This is a genomic window from Lysinibacillus sp. FSL K6-0232 (assembly GCF_038008325.1).
Taxonomy (GTDB): domain Bacteria; phylum Bacillota; class Bacilli; order Bacillales_A; family Planococcaceae; genus Lysinibacillus.
Map to the genome: position 1 here is coordinate 1,169,344 of NZ_JBBOYW010000001.1, position 14,209 is coordinate 1,183,552.

The following is a 14,209-nucleotide window of genomic DNA, read 5'->3' on the forward strand; positions in this document are numbered from 1 at the left end:
GATGTTAAAGTAGGTGTTATTAGTGGCAGAATTAGGGACTCGACTGAAAGAGGCGAGACTGTCTAAAGGCTACAGTTTAGACGATTTACAAGAAATAACGAAAATTCAAAAACGTTATTTAGTAGGAATTGAAGAAGGCAATTATTCCATTATGCCCGGTTCGTTTTATGTACGAGCTTTTATTAAGCAATATGCAGAGGCTGTTGGTCTAAACGCAGAGGAAATTTTAGAAACATATAAGAATGAGCTGCCAAGTACACCAAATGATCAAGTAAGCCAATCAATAACAAATAGTCCTAGTAGACGTAAGGTAACAAAAGGCCCTTCCAATAAAATGATGGAGGCTATGCCAAAAATTATTGTCGCTTTATTTATTATTGTTATTATTGTTATTATATGGGTGCTATGGCAATCCAAAAATAATGCACAACCAAATGAGGTTGACAATTCGACTCCTGAAATGGAGTACGATACAAATGTTAAACCAATTGATAGTGAAAAAGATAAAAAAGACAACAAAAATGAAGATACGCAAACAGATGACAAACAGGATACAGATGCTAAAGAAGAAACACCAGCTGATGAAGAACAACCTGAAGATGAAGAAACGAAGCAAACAATTTCCGCGGGTACTGTTGAAGCAGATGGAGCAACAACCTCTTATACGTTAACAGGTACAGATACATTGAAACTTCGCATTGAAGTTTCAGGTCCTACATTTGTTGGGATTCGTAACCAGCAGCAACAAGAATTATTAGCAGATACGCGTGTTTATAATGCTGGAGAAGTAGTAGAGTTTGATGCTACTGCTGAAAGCTATGTGCGTATTCGCCTTGGTAATTCAACGCAGGCTAAAATCTTTATTAATGACGAGCCATTAACGTATGCACAGCAAGTTGTCACGCAAAATATCGTCATCAATTTCAATAAAGAACAGTAGTCATCCTATGGTGACTACTTTCTTTCATCATGAAAGGTGTTAGAAAAATGAACATTCCAAATAAAATTACCATCTCTCGAATTTTACTTATTCCATTCTTTGTTATTGTTATGATGTTTGATTTTGGTTGGGGAACATTGACACTATTTGGTGCAGAGATGCCAGTCCATCATTTTGTTGGAGCGCTTATTTTTATTCTTGCTTCTACAACTGACTGGGTGGATGGTTACTATGCACGTAAATATAACCTTGTCACAACATTTGGGAAATTTTTAGACCCGCTCGCTGATAAATTGCTTGTATCAGCAGCTTTTATTTTAATGGTAGAACTAAAGATGGCACCAGCTTGGATCATCATTCTTATTATTAGCCGTGAATTTGCAGTAACGGGCTTACGACTAATTTTGGCAGGTGAAGGAGAGGTCGTTGCAGCCAATCAGCTTGGCAAAATAAAAACATGGGCACAAATTGTAGCGATTGCAGCGGCTCTTTTACACAATACCATCTTTACACTTATTGGTATTCCATTTGATATCATTATGCTTTATATTGCATTGTTCTTTACACTTTGGTCTGGCTGGGATTATTTCTATCTAAATCGACGTGTATTACTTGAGTCTAAATAAGAAAGGTCTTGTGTATCATGAATGCTGAAATTCTTGCGGTTGGCTCAGAATTATTATTAGGTCAAATTACAAATACAAATGCGAGATTTATCTCCAATCAATTATCAGAGCTAGGTATAAATGTTTTTTATCATACTGTAGTGGGTGATAATGCACAGCGTTTAGAGCAAGCGATTGCAGTTGCAGAATCTCGTGCAGATTTAATTATTTTTTCAGGTGGACTTGGTCCTACAAAGGATGATTTAACAAAGGAAACAATTGCTCGTCATCTTGGCGTGCCACTTGAGCTGGATGAGGTTGCTTTAACATATATTGAGCAATTTTTTGCCAAACGAGGTCGTCCAATGACGGACAATAACCGTAAACAAGCATTAGTATTAGCAGGCAGTGAAGTGCTTGCCAATCATCATGGCATGGCACCAGGTATGATTTTTAAAAAGGATCATCGCACTTATATTTTACTGCCGGGACCACCAAAAGAGCTAGAGCCAATGTTCCAATTTGAGGCAAAGCCAAAGCTTGCAGCTATGTTAAATGATGGGGGAACAATCGCCTCTCATGTTATGCGTTTTTATGGTATTGGTGAGGCGGAGCTTGAAGTACGCGTTCAAGATATTTTAGATGCTCAAACAAATCCAACTGTTGCACCGCTTGCCTCAGACGGTGAGGTAACATTACGCGTCACAGCTAAAGCACCAACAGAGCAGCAGGCACAACAGCTAATTGACGCCAAAGTTGCAGAGATACAGGCACTTGTTGGCGACTATCAATATGGTGTCAATGATGATTCGCTTGCCTCTAAAACAGTTGAAATGCTACTGGATAATAAGCTAACAATTGCAGCTGCGGAAAGTTTAACAGCTGGATTATTTCAATCAGAGCTTGCGGAAATTCCTGGGGTGGGCAATGCATTAATCGGAGGCGTTGTTACCTATACAGCTGATGCGAAAGTAAAACAGCTTGGTATTTCAAAAGCGCTAATTGATACACATGGTGTTGTCAGTAGTGAATGTGCAGCGGCAATGGCAAGTGCTGTGCGGGAAAAATTCGCTACAAATATTGGGATTGGTTTAACAGGAGAAGCTGGTCCTACAGCACATGACCATCAGCCAGTAGGCACAGTATGGATTGGTATTGCGATTAACGATGAGGAGCCTCTTACATACTTGCTACATCTATCTGGTATGCGGAATACAAATCGACTGCGTGCAGTGAAGTTTGCATGCCATTATTTAATGCAGTTATTAGAAGAGCGTGGCTATACAAAGCGTTATTAAAAATAAACTAACAAATAGGAATTTGAGTAGAGAAAAACTGCTCAAATTTTTATTTTGAAGAAAAATCGAATAAATGTTCGCTTTTTTCTTGCGCGATTTCTCAAAAGCAAGTATAGTAGAGATAGATAATAACTAATGAACAGTTTTTGAAGGAGGAAAATAAATGAGTGATCGTAAAGCAGCCTTAGAACAGGCGTTAAAACAAATTGAAAAGAATTTTGGTAAAGGTTCCATCATGAAGCTTGGTGAAAAAACGGATTTAGAAATTGCCACATCTTCAAGTGGCTCATTAGCACTTGATGCTGCATTAGGTGTAGGTGGTTATCCACGTGGACGTATTATTGAAGTATATGGTCCTGAATCATCAGGTAAAACAACTGTTGCACTACATGCTATTGCTGAAGTACAGGCAACGGGTGGACAGGCAGCGTTTATTGACGCAGAGCATGCATTAGACCCAGTGTATGCACAAAAATTAGGGGTTAATATTGATGAGCTATTATTATCGCAGCCAGATACAGGTGAGCAAGCACTTGAAATTGCAGAAGCATTAGTACGTAGTGGAGCCATTGATATTATCGTTATTGACTCTGTTGCAGCATTAGTACCAAAAGCTGAAATTGAAGGAGATATGGGTGACTCTCATGTCGGCTTACAAGCACGTTTAATGTCCCAAGCTTTACGTAAGCTTTCAGGAGCGATCAATAAATCCAAAACAATTGCTATTTTCATTAACCAAGTCCGTGAAAAAATTGGTGTGATGTTTGGCAATCCAGAAACAACACCTGGTGGGCGTGCGCTTAAATTCTACAGCTCCGTGCGTTTAGAAGTTCGTCGTGCAGAGGCAATTAAGCAAGGGAATGATATTGTAGGGAACCGCACAAAGGTTAAAATTGTAAAAAATAAAGTAGCACCACCATTCCGTACAGCTGAAGTAGATATTATGTATGGAGAAGGGATTTCTAAAGAAGGTGAAACAGTCGATTTAGGGGTAGAATTAGATATTGTACAAAAAAGTGGTTCTTGGTATGCATATGGTGATGAGCGCCTAGGTCAAGGACGCGAAAATGCGAAGCAATATTTAAAAGAAAATGCTGCTGTGATGGAGGAAATTGCAAATAAAATTCGCTCTTCTTACGGTATTGCTGCTGCTTCTTATACAATTGCCGCGCATGACGAAGAAGAAATGGATGAAGAATTAATGTCACTTCTTGAAGAAGAATAAGCTAATGCATTGCTCTTGCACGAAAAAGCAGGAGCAATGTATTTTTTTTGTGAAAAATTTGTAGCGATATAATCGTTCTATTGAAAGGTGATGTTGTCTATATTGCTGAATTTTTGCGTAGAATATAGTAGAAGCAACACTAAAATACGAGTTAGCTGCAAATTCAACAACTACACGAGCTTGTAAGAAAATATTTCTTATGTACTGGTTTTAACGAAATGCTAGTAAACATAAAATATTTTCTAGTGTAAAAGTATTAGGCAAAATATTCACTTGATGGATAGGACTTACTTTTTTTAGTTGGCAGGTGAATAGACACCTGACTCTCCTTGACAGCGCTTAAGGCTAGTTATACAATAAAATATGTATAATTTCTGAATTATGACTTTAAATAGGCAATACATTTGATTATATCTTCATTAAATAACTATCTTTCATGAAAGCGATATTACAACTTTCAAAGCTTCCTAGTGAAGTGACCATTGTTGTAATTCCTTTCCAGTGGATGGCTCTATTCTGCTGGATGAAGATACACCCTTTGTGAATAGAATGGATGAACAAAAGTTCCTTGTTGTTCACAAGGCTTATATTGATGTATGCGCCGACTGAAACTGTATTACCCAAATAGCAAGAGGAGGTGTTCATATGGATGGAATTACTATCATCTCCGCTTTGCTTGGACTCATCGTTGGTGCCGCTGTTAGCTATATCTACATGAAAAAAGTGAATGACTCAAAAATCACTGGTGCTAAACATGTTGCTGAAACAATCGTTGAAGAAGGAAAACGAGAAGCGGAGGCAATGAAAAAAGAAGCACTACTTGAAGCCAAAGATGAAACTCACAAATTTCGTATTGAAGCAGAAAATGACATTCGTGAACGTCGTTTAGAACTTCAAAAACAAGAGAACCGTTTATTGCAAAGAGAAGAGAATCTTGACCGCAAGGATGATGCTCTAAATAAGAGAGAAGCAGGCTTAGAGCGTAAAGAACATGCTCTAGCTGAAAGACAACAGCATATTGAACAGATGGAGAGCAAAGTGGACGAGCTCGTTGCATCACAAAAAACAGAGCTAGAACGTATTTCTGCTTTAACAAGAGATGAAGCAAAAACAATTATCTTAAATGAGGTAGAAAAAGAGCTAGCGACTGATATTGCAGTGATGACGAAGGAAGCTGAAACACGTGCGAAGGAAGAGTCCGATAAAAAAGCACGTGAAATTTTATCGTTGGCATTACAACGTTTTGCAGCAGATCATGTAGCAGAAACAACGGTATCTGTCGTGAACTTGCCAAACGATGAAATGAAAGGCCGTATTATTGGTCGGGAAGGCCGTAATATCCGTACATTGGAAACATTAACAGGGATTGATTTAATTATTGATGATACTCCAGAGGCGGTTATTTTATCAGGCTTTGACCCAATTCGTCGTGAAACAGCTCGACTTGCACTTGAAAAGCTTGTACAAGATGGCCGTATTCACCCTGCTCGCATAGAGGAAATGGTGGAAAAAGCTCGTCGTGAAGTGGATGAACAAATTCGCGAAACAGGTGAGCAAACAACATTTGAAATTGGTATTCATAACTTACATCCTGATTTAATGAAAATTTTAGGTCGTATGAAATATCGTACAAGCTACGGACAAAATGTTTTAAAACATTCAATTGAAGTCGCATATTTAGCAGGCTTACTTGCTGCTGAACTTGGCGAGGATGTAGCGTTAGCTCGTCGTGCAGGCTTATTACATGATATCGGTAAAGCAATTGACCATGAGGTTGAAGGTAGCCATGTTGAGATTGGTGTAGAATTAGCAACGAAATATAAGGAACATCCTGTCGTTATTAACAGTATTGCTTCGCATCATGGCGATACAGAGGCAACCTCTGTTATTGCAGTATTAGTGGCTGCAGCTGATGCATTATCAGCAGCTCGTCCAGGTGCACGAAGCGAAACACTTGAAAATTATATCCGCAGACTGGAAAAGTTAGAGGAAATTTCAGAAAGCTATGATGGCGTAGAAAAATCTTATGCGATTCAGGCTGGTCGTGAAATCCGTATTATTGTACAACCTGAAAAAATTGATGACCTAGCTTCCCATCGACTTGCACGTGATATTCGCAAACGCATTGAGGAAGAATTGGACTATCCAGGTCATATTAAAGTGACAGTCATTCGTGAAACACGTGCTGTGGAGTACGCGAAATAATATTGAAAGTTAGAGGTTTCTTTAGATAAATATCTGGAGAGCCTCTTTTTTACTGGAAAAGCTTAATTGCTTAATAAACTGCCTAACGTTACAATTAAGGATGTTATTTGAAGCCGGTTATGAAATAAGCCTTGCTGATGGAAAAAGGCATAAGGGAAAGAAAGAGTGGTTAAAAAATGAAGGTTTTATTTATTGGTGATATTGTTGGTTCAATTGGTCGAGATGCAGTGGAAAAATATTTACCTCGCTTAAAAAAGAAATACAATGCTGATGTGGTCATTGCAAACGGTGAAAATGCAGCGGCAGGGCGTGGCATTACTCATAATATTTACAACAGCCTTTTACAAATGGGTGTAGATGTGATTACAATGGGCAATCATACATGGGACAATAAAGATATTTTTGATTTTATTGATGACGCAGATTATTTAATACGCCCTGCTAATTTTTCGAGCGAGGCTCCAGGGAAGGGCATGGTGCAAATTGCTAAAAACGGTGTGACATTATCGGTGATTAATTTACATGGTCGTGTCTTTTTACCTCCACATGAAGACCCATTTGCGATGGCTGATTTGTTGATCGAGGAAGCTCGCCGAACATCACCACTTGTCTTTGTGGACTTTCATGCAGAAGCGACAAGTGAAAAGATTGCGCTTGGCTGGCATTTAGATGGTAAGGCTTCGGCAGTTGTTGGCACACATACACATGTGCAAACAGCCGATGCAAGAATTTATCCAAATGGTACAGCGTATATTACAGATGTCGGCATGACAGGTCCGTATGATGAAATTTTAGGCATGACGAAGGATAGTGTGATTTCTAAATTCCAAACAAATATGCCAACTCGCTTTGAAGTGCCGAAAAAAGGACGTGAGGTATTAAGTGGCTTCTTTGTAGAGATTGATGATAAAACAGGGAAGGCTAGTCACTGTGAACGTATTTATATAAATGACGACTATCCGTTTCAAGGATAAATAAGTCGAAGTTTGTTGGTTTACAACTCTTTTAGTGGGATACAGGATTCTTAGTCTATTTCCTTCTTGTGGAGCATAAAATGTGCTACGGACAATAACTTGAGGTCCAAAAAGGGGGACATGAGTTGTTGAGCGTAAACACTATTCGCGAAACGGGGAGGAATAATTGTGGATTCATTAAAAGTATCATCACGCTCTAATCCAAATTCAGTTGCAGGTGCATTAGTCGCGGTAATCAGAGAAAAAGGGCAAGCAGAAATGCAGGCAGTCGGGGCAGGTGCACTTAACCAAGCCGTGAAAGCAGTGGCCATTGCACGCGGATTTGTAGCGCCAAGTGGCACAGATTTAATTTGCGCGCCAGCGTTTGCTGATATTTTAATTGCTGGCGAAGAACGTACAGCCTTAAAGCTGCTAGTGGAAAAACGCATTCGATAAAAAAGTAATGAAGTAAAATGCCTTGTCACATAATAATGTGGCGAGGCATTTTTTCGTTTTTTCTTTACATATGATAGATGTCACTTGCAATAGAGGCGTGATTTTGCTTAGATTTGAAAATTACAACTTTTTGAAAAAATTTTCAGTCAAAGGTCTGATTTTCGCCTAAATCATTGAGAAACAATAGTACAGAAGGGTTTCTTCGTGTTAAACTTATGAAGGAAAAATAATAGTATACATTGGATTTAAGGAGTTGTTGACATGTTACATCAGCTTTCGTGGAAAGTCGGTGGGCAACAGGGTGAAGGGATTGAGAGTACAGGTGAAATTTTCTCAATGGCAATGAATCGTTTAGGATATTTCCTATACGGTTATCGTCACTTCTCTTCTCGAATTAAAGGTGGCCATACGAATAATAAGATTACAGTTCGTCCAACAGAAGTACGTGCAATTGCGGATGATTTAGATATTTTAGTGGCGTTTGACCAAGAAACAATCGACGTCAATTATCAAGAGCTAACAAATACAGGTGTTATTTTAGCGGATGCAAAATTTGATCCTGTAAAACCAGAAGATTCACAGGCACCATTATTTGCTGTGCCATTTACTGAAATAGCAGCAGAGCTTGGCACTTCATTGATGAAAAATATGGTAGCAATTGGGGCAACAGCTTCATTGCTTAATTTAGATGATGCAGTGTTCCAAAATGTTGTCGATGATATTTTCGGTAAAAAAGGTGAAGAGGTTGTTCAAAAAAATATGGAGGCGATTGCGCGCGGCCATCAAATGATGAATGAGCTTTTAGGTGATCGCGTTGGGGAATGGGAGCTTGCACCAGCAGATGGCAAACGCCGTATGTTTATGATTGGCAACGATGCAATAGCACTGGGTGCAATAGCTGCTGGTACACGCTTTATGGCAGCATATCCAATTACACCAGCCTCTGAAATTATGGAATACTTAATTAAAAAATTACCAAAATTCGGTGGTACGGTTATTCAAACAGAGGATGAAATTGCCGCAGCAACAATGGCGATTGGTGCTAACTTTGGTGGTGTTCGTTCCTTTACAGCTTCGGCAGGTCCTGGTTTGTCATTAATGATGGAGGCAATCGGTCTTTCGGGCATGACAGAGCAGCCACTTGTTGTTGTGGATACGCAGCGTGGTGGTCCTTCAACAGGCTTACCAACAAAGCAAGAGCAATCTGATTTAATGGCAATGCTTTATGGCACACATGGAGAAATCCCTAAAGTAGTTATTGCACCTTCAACAATGGAGGAAGCATTTTTTGATACAATCCAAGCGTTTAATATTGCTGAGGAATTACAGCTCCCTGTTATTTTAATGACCGATTTACAATTATCATTAGGGAAACAATCTGTAGAGCCATTTGATTACAGTAAAATTGAGATTCGCCGTGGTAAAATTGTGACAGATGAGTTGGAAGAAGCGGCAGATAAAGCTTATTTCAAGCGTTATGAAAATACAGACGATGGCATTTCTCCTCGTGTACTTCCTGGTACATTACATGGTATTCACCATGTGACGGGGGTTGAGCATGATGAAACAGGAAAGCCCTCTGAAGCAACAGGCAATCGCCAAATACAAATGGACAAACGCTTCCGTAAGCTTGCACATTTAAAATTTGAACAACCTGTTTATACAAATGCACCATATGATGAGGCGGATATTTTGTTAGTCGGCTTTAACTCAACACGCGGAGCGATTGAAGAGGTGCAGGAACGATTAATTGCACAGGGCATCAAGGTTAACCATGCCCATATTCGTTTAATTCATCCATTCCCATCTGCGGAAGTAGCACCACTTGTAGCGCAGGCGAAAAAAGTGATCGTTGTAGAAAATAACTACACAGGTCAACTAGCCAATATTATGAAAATGAATGTTGGCGGTCACGATAAAATTACGACAATTACAAAATATAATGGTACACCATTCTTGCCAGGTGAATTAGAAAATCGTGTGAAGGAGTTGACTCGCTAATGGCAACATTTAAGGATTTTCGTAATACGGTGAAGCCAAACTGGTGCCCAGGCTGTGGTGACTTCTCTGTACAGGCAGCCATTCAGCGTGCTGCTGCAAATGTAGGCATTGAGCCAAATGAGCTTGCTGTTATTTCAGGGATTGGCTGCTCTGGACGTATTTCAGGCTATATTAATTCCTATGGTTTCCATGGCATCCATGGCCGTGCATTACCAATTGCACAAGGCTTAAAAATGGCAAATCGTGATTTACATGTTATCGCCTCTGGTGGTGATGGTGATGGGTTTGCCATCGGTATGGGGCACACGATTCATGCCATTCGCCGTAATATTGATATTACGTATATTGTTATGGACAACCAAATTTATGGCTTAACAAAAGGGCAAACATCGCCACGCTCTGCAGCAGGCTTTATTACAAAATCGACACCAGGTGGAGCGATTGAACCATCATTAAAACCATTAGAGGTAGCATTGACAAGTGGCGCTACATTTGTGGCACAAGGCTTCTCTACAGATATTAAAGAATTAACAGCTTTAATTGAAGCGGGTATTAATCATAAAGGCTTCTCCTTTATCAATGTCTTTTCACCATGTGTCACATACAATAAAGTAAACACATATGATTGGTTTAAAGAGAACTTAACAAAGCTTGCTGATATTGAAGGCTATGATAATTCAGATCGCGGCATGGCAATGCGTACAGTGATGGAGCATGAGGGCTTAGTAACAGGCATTATTTATCATGATACAGAAACAACTTCTTATCAGGAGAAAGTAACAGGCTACTCAGAGCTACCACTAACAGATATCGATATTAAAATGAGCGAAAACGATTTTAATGAATTAGTAAAAGAGTTTATGTAAAATAGAAAGAGCATTTGGGATCATCGTATCTCAAATGCTTTTTTGCTTAAATCGCGGGTAACAGCCTAAAATTCGTGAGTATTACGCATGGAATCACGGGTAAATGTCTAAACTTCGCAGGTATAATGCACTGAAAGGCGGGTAAACGAAACGCCCAGCATCGTGACAAATCGCAGGTGAATGTATTGCTAGAAAAATAGATGGAGTCTATACAAGCGAAGCTTCTTCAAAAAATGCTACAATAAAAGAAAAAAGAGGCGATGACTGTGAATAACGTCATTGATTTTATTGCAAAGAAAAGGGAACGTGAGGAAAGGCAGCGCGCTCAAGATTTGGAGCGTTATGTGGCTACACAGTGTAATTTTCAGCAACCAGAAAATATTGATGCGCTTGTAGAGGATAGGCTAATTGAAGTGAAGGACCACACATTATTTCTTGGCTTTTTATCCATTTTAAAGGATGCGCAAATAGAGCCGATTGCTATTTTTCAGGATGTATTTTCATTAGAGCCTACACGCTTTGAAATGATCTACAATATGAAATGGTGGTCAGTGGTTCAGTTGGCATTTACATTTTTAACAATTTTAAAGGAAAATGAGCCACATACATATGCTCAATTTTTAGGTCTTTCCACATAATCTAGGTAGATAGCGCATACCTAGATTTTCTTTATCTATGGAATGATGGATAGAATGGAAAAACTGAGGGATAGCATGTCCACTTTGACGGATAGAACCACATAATAGACGGATAGCCAACCAACCATATTTAAGTCGAAAACACGACATTTCATGCACAAACCTTGTAGGATATAGCAACTATTCAGTATAATAGTAAAATGGGAATTCAAGTGCATGGATTTCGTTTGAAAGGAGTTACCTGATTGCAATGAATGAGGAACAACGCTTAGCTAATCAGCAAGTCAATCAACCAAAAAAAGAAGACAAGCCTGAAAAGGATTATAGTAAATATTTTGAGAAGGTTTTTACAGCACCTTCGTTAAAGGATGCTAAAAAGCGTGGGAAAGAAGCGGTTAAATACCATAAAGACTTTAGCATTGCCGAAGAATTTGCTGGCATGGGGAAAGATCGTACCTTCTACATTCGTACGTATGGCTGTCAAATGAATGAGCATGACACAGAAGTAATGGCTGGGATTTTTATGCAGCTTGGCTATACACCAACAGAAATAATTGACGAAGCGGATGTTGTATTATTAAACACATGTGCCATTCGTGAAAATGCAGAAAACAAAGTATTTGGAGAACTTGGCTTTCTGTTAAAATATAAGCGCAAAAATCCAGAAATGCTTATTGGTGTTTGTGGCTGTATGTCGCAAGAGGAATCTGTTGTTAATAAAATTTTAAGAAGCTACCCGCATGTGGATATGGTATTTGGCACACACAATATTCATCGTCTGCCAAATATTTTAAAAGAAGCGTATATGTCGAAGGAAATGGTTGTAGAGGTTTGGTCTAAAGAGGGCGATGTCATTGAAAACCTGCCAAAAAAACGTCTTGGTTCCATTAAGGCTTGGGTCAATATTATGTATGGCTGTGATAAGTTCTGTACGTATTGTATCGTGCCATACACACGTGGAAAGGAGCGCAGTCGACGTCCAGAGGAGATCATTGCAGAAGTGCGTGAGCTAGCAGCAGCGGGCTACAAAGAAATCATGCTGCTGGGGCAAAATGTCAACGCTTATGGCAAGGATTTTGAGGATAGTGACTATCGTCTCGGTGATTTAATGGATGAATTGCGCAAAATTGATATTCCACGTATTCGATTTACAACAAGCCATCCGCGTGATTTCGATGATCATTTGATTGAAGTGCTTGCAAAACGTGGCAATTTAGTGGAACATATTCATTTACCAGTACAATCTGGCTCTAATGACATTTTGAAAATTATGGCACGTAAATATACACGTGAACATTTCCTTGCATTAGTAGCGAAAATTAAAGCAGCGATTCCTGATGTTACATTAACAACAGATATTATTGTAGGCTATCCAAATGAAACAGAGGAACAATTTGAGGAAACATTATCCTTATACCGTGAAGTAGGCTTTGAATCAGCATTTACGTATATTTACTCTCCTCGTGAGGGCACGCCAGCTGCAAAAATGACTGACAATGTCCCTGAAGAGGTGAAAAAAGAGCGCCTTCAACGTTTAAATGAAGTTGTTGGTGAATATTCACGCAAAGCATTGGAACGCTTGAAGGGTGAAGTTGTTGAAGTTTTAGTCGAGGGTACAAGTAAAAAACGCGACGATGTTTTAGCAGGCTACACACGTAAAAATCGTCTTGTTAACTTTAAAGCACCAGCAGAAATGATCGGGCAGCTAGTTAAGGTAAAAATAGTCGAAACATCTTCTTATTCATTAACAGGTGAATTTATGGAAGTTGTAAAAAATGAAAAGGTGGAAGCGTAAATGACACAAGTTTTATATACAAAAGAAGATTTAATTAAAAAATCACATGAAATTGCACATATGATTGCCAATACACCAGAGGTTGAATTTTTCAAAAAAGCAGAGGCACAAATTAATGAAAACCAGCTTGTGCGTGAACGTATTGCTAGCTTAAAAAGTTTACAAAAGCAAGCGGTGAATTTCCAGCACCTAGGAAAAGAAAAAGCGTTAAAAATGATTGAAGAGAAAATTGCTAAAATCGAAGAGGAAATTAATGATATTCCTGTTGTACAGCAATTTAAAGAGTCACAAGGTGAGGTTAATTCTTTACTACAATTAGTATCGAATACAATCGCCAACAATGTAACAAATGAAATTATTCGTTCAACAGGCGGTGATGTGCTGCGTGGTGAAACAGGTTCACAGGTAGCTAACTCTCAGCCAGGTAGCTGTTCATAAAGGTCATGACTAGAAAAGCACAAGAAATCAATTTTTCAAACATTGATTTCTTGTGCTTTTTCAATATTGTCGAAAGCAACTTCGTATTGTCTAAAAATATATGTTCACCCAATGGGCGCTACCTGCATATGATGAAGTGAAAAGAGTCGAAGGAGGAATTGCGCTGAAACGTTTACGACAAATCGTGACGAAAGCAGTAGTTGCCAAGGGGAAGAAAAGAACGGAAGAGCGTGTAGTATTATCGCCAACAAATAAACCGACAAGTATTTTAGGATGCTGGGTGATTAATCATACATGCTCCGCGAAAAAAGTCGGAAAGTTTGTGGAGGTAACAGGAAAATTTGATGTCAACGTGTGGTATGCCTATAGTAATCACTCAAAGACAGCGGTATTTTCCGAAACAGTTCATTATAAAGACAAAGTAAAGCTGCACTATCGTGATGGTGAAATTAGTGTCGGTGATGATGTTCGAGTTCGTGTACTGCAAGAGCCAAATTGTATTGAAGCTATCATCTCTCCATGTGGTACAAAATTTGAAATTGTTGTAGAGCGTGAAGTCATTGTTGAAGTAATGGGTGAAACAACAATTTGTATTAGTGTCCATCCACTAGACTATGAAGAAGATTGGAGCTTTAGTGATGAAAGTTCATCATCCTCATCCAGCTCTAGTTCAAGTTCATCTTCAAGCTCTGAGGGAGAAGGTAGGTATGTGTTAGAGTCCTCATCGTTTCCTGATGAACGATCAAGATAAATTAACCAAACATCATTTTTTGATACATGCGAAATGCT

General features: G+C 39.0%; 13 protein-coding genes. All 13 read left to right on the forward strand.

Translation table 11 applies throughout. The features are described 5' to 3' along the window. Positions 1-13: 13 nt before the first annotated feature. The 13 genes from MHB42_RS05455 to cotE all read left to right on the forward strand — a co-directional run bounded on the left by MHB42_RS05455 (position 14) and on the right by cotE (position 14,171). Positions 14-940, forward strand: coding sequence for a helix-turn-helix domain-containing protein (locus MHB42_RS05455; protein WP_340804813.1), 927 nt, complete (start codon positions 14-16; stop codon positions 938-940). Between the two features lie 47 nt (positions 941-987). Further along, a complete protein-coding gene (gene pgsA / locus MHB42_RS05460) occupies positions 988-1,566 on the forward strand; it encodes a CDP-diacylglycerol--glycerol-3-phosphate 3-phosphatidyltransferase (protein ID WP_340804814.1) in 579 nt (192 codons plus the stop codon). 17 nt (positions 1,567-1,583) lie between these two features. Next, positions 1,584-2,843 (forward strand): competence/damage-inducible protein A, encoded by a 1,260-nt coding sequence (locus tag MHB42_RS05465; protein WP_340804815.1) that lies wholly within the window; start codon positions 1,584-1,586, stop codon positions 2,841-2,843. A gap of 163 nt (positions 2,844-3,006) precedes the next feature. Continuing rightward, a complete protein-coding gene (gene recA, locus MHB42_RS05470; RefSeq protein WP_340804816.1) occupies positions 3,007-4,068 on the forward strand; it encodes a recombinase RecA in 1,062 nt (353 codons plus the stop codon). 645 nt (positions 4,069-4,713) lie between these two features. Beyond that, positions 4,714-6,273, forward strand: a complete 1,560-nt coding sequence (gene rny, locus MHB42_RS05475; protein ID WP_340804817.1) for a ribonuclease Y — start codon at positions 4,714-4,716, stop codon at positions 6,271-6,273. 176 nt (positions 6,274-6,449) lie between these two features. Further along, a complete protein-coding gene (locus tag MHB42_RS05480; protein WP_340804818.1) occupies positions 6,450-7,247 on the forward strand; it encodes a TIGR00282 family metallophosphoesterase in 798 nt (265 codons plus the stop codon). Positions 7,248-7,415: 168 nt separating this feature from the next. After that, positions 7,416-7,682 (forward strand): stage V sporulation protein S, encoded by a 267-nt coding sequence (locus MHB42_RS05485; protein ID WP_004224903.1) that lies wholly within the window; start codon positions 7,416-7,418, stop codon positions 7,680-7,682. 261 nt (positions 7,683-7,943) lie between these two features. Then, complete coding sequence (locus MHB42_RS05490; protein ID WP_340804826.1) at positions 7,944-9,683, forward strand: 2-oxoacid:acceptor oxidoreductase subunit alpha; 1,740 nt, start codon at positions 7,944-7,946, stop codon at positions 9,681-9,683. Then, positions 9,683-10,549, forward strand: coding sequence for a 2-oxoacid:ferredoxin oxidoreductase subunit beta (locus MHB42_RS05495; protein WP_340804828.1), 867 nt, complete (start codon positions 9,683-9,685; stop codon positions 10,547-10,549). Before MHB42_RS05490 ends, MHB42_RS05495 begins: the two co-directional genes overlap by 1 nt. Positions 10,550-10,809: 260 nt before the next feature. Beyond that, positions 10,810-11,187 (forward strand): 2-oxoglutarate ferredoxin oxidoreductase subunit beta, encoded by a 378-nt coding sequence (locus tag MHB42_RS05500; protein ID WP_340804829.1) that lies wholly within the window; start codon positions 10,810-10,812, stop codon positions 11,185-11,187. A gap of 250 nt (positions 11,188-11,437) precedes the next feature. Then, a complete protein-coding gene (gene miaB, locus MHB42_RS05505) occupies positions 11,438-12,982 on the forward strand; it encodes a tRNA (N6-isopentenyl adenosine(37)-C2)-methylthiotransferase MiaB (RefSeq protein WP_340804831.1) in 1,545 nt (514 codons plus the stop codon). Beyond that, positions 12,983-13,420, forward strand: a complete 438-nt coding sequence (locus MHB42_RS05510; protein WP_340804832.1) for a RicAFT regulatory complex protein RicA family protein — start codon at positions 12,983-12,985, stop codon at positions 13,418-13,420. Positions 13,421-13,520: 100 nt separating this feature from the next. Beyond that, a complete protein-coding gene (gene cotE / locus MHB42_RS05515) occupies positions 13,521-14,171 on the forward strand; it encodes an outer spore coat protein CotE (protein ID WP_340804834.1) in 651 nt (216 codons plus the stop codon). Positions 14,172-14,209 lie beyond the last annotated feature (38 nt).

What these genes read in the sequence shown, in the direction of transcription:
- pgsA (WP_340804814.1), top strand. Translation starts at nt 988, where the DNA reads ATGAACATTCCAAATAAAATTACCATCTCTCGAATTTTACTTATTCCA.
- MHB42_RS05465 (WP_340804815.1), top strand. Translation starts at nt 1,584, where the DNA reads ATGAATGCTGAAATTCTTGCGGTTGGCTCAGAATTATTATTAGGTCAA.
- recA (WP_340804816.1), top strand. Translation starts at nt 3,007, where the DNA reads ATGAGTGATCGTAAAGCAGCCTTAGAACAGGCGTTAAAACAAATTGAA.
- rny (WP_340804817.1), top strand. Translation starts at nt 4,714, where the DNA reads ATGGATGGAATTACTATCATCTCCGCTTTGCTTGGACTCATCGTTGGT.
- MHB42_RS05480 (WP_340804818.1), top strand. Translation starts at nt 6,450, where the DNA reads ATGAAGGTTTTATTTATTGGTGATATTGTTGGTTCAATTGGTCGAGAT.
- MHB42_RS05490 (WP_340804826.1), top strand. Translation starts at nt 7,944, where the DNA reads ATGTTACATCAGCTTTCGTGGAAAGTCGGTGGGCAACAGGGTGAAGGG.
- MHB42_RS05495 (WP_340804828.1), top strand. Translation starts at nt 9,683, where the DNA reads ATGGCAACATTTAAGGATTTTCGTAATACGGTGAAGCCAAACTGGTGC.
- MHB42_RS05500 (WP_340804829.1), top strand. Translation starts at nt 10,810, where the DNA reads ATGACTGTGAATAACGTCATTGATTTTATTGCAAAGAAAAGGGAACGT.
- miaB (WP_340804831.1), top strand. Translation starts at nt 11,438, where the DNA reads ATGAATGAGGAACAACGCTTAGCTAATCAGCAAGTCAATCAACCAAAA.
- MHB42_RS05510 (WP_340804832.1), top strand. Translation starts at nt 12,983, where the DNA reads ATGACACAAGTTTTATATACAAAAGAAGATTTAATTAAAAAATCACAT.
- cotE (WP_340804834.1), top strand. Translation starts at nt 13,521, where the DNA reads ATGTTCACCCAATGGGCGCTACCTGCATATGATGAAGTGAAAAGAGTC.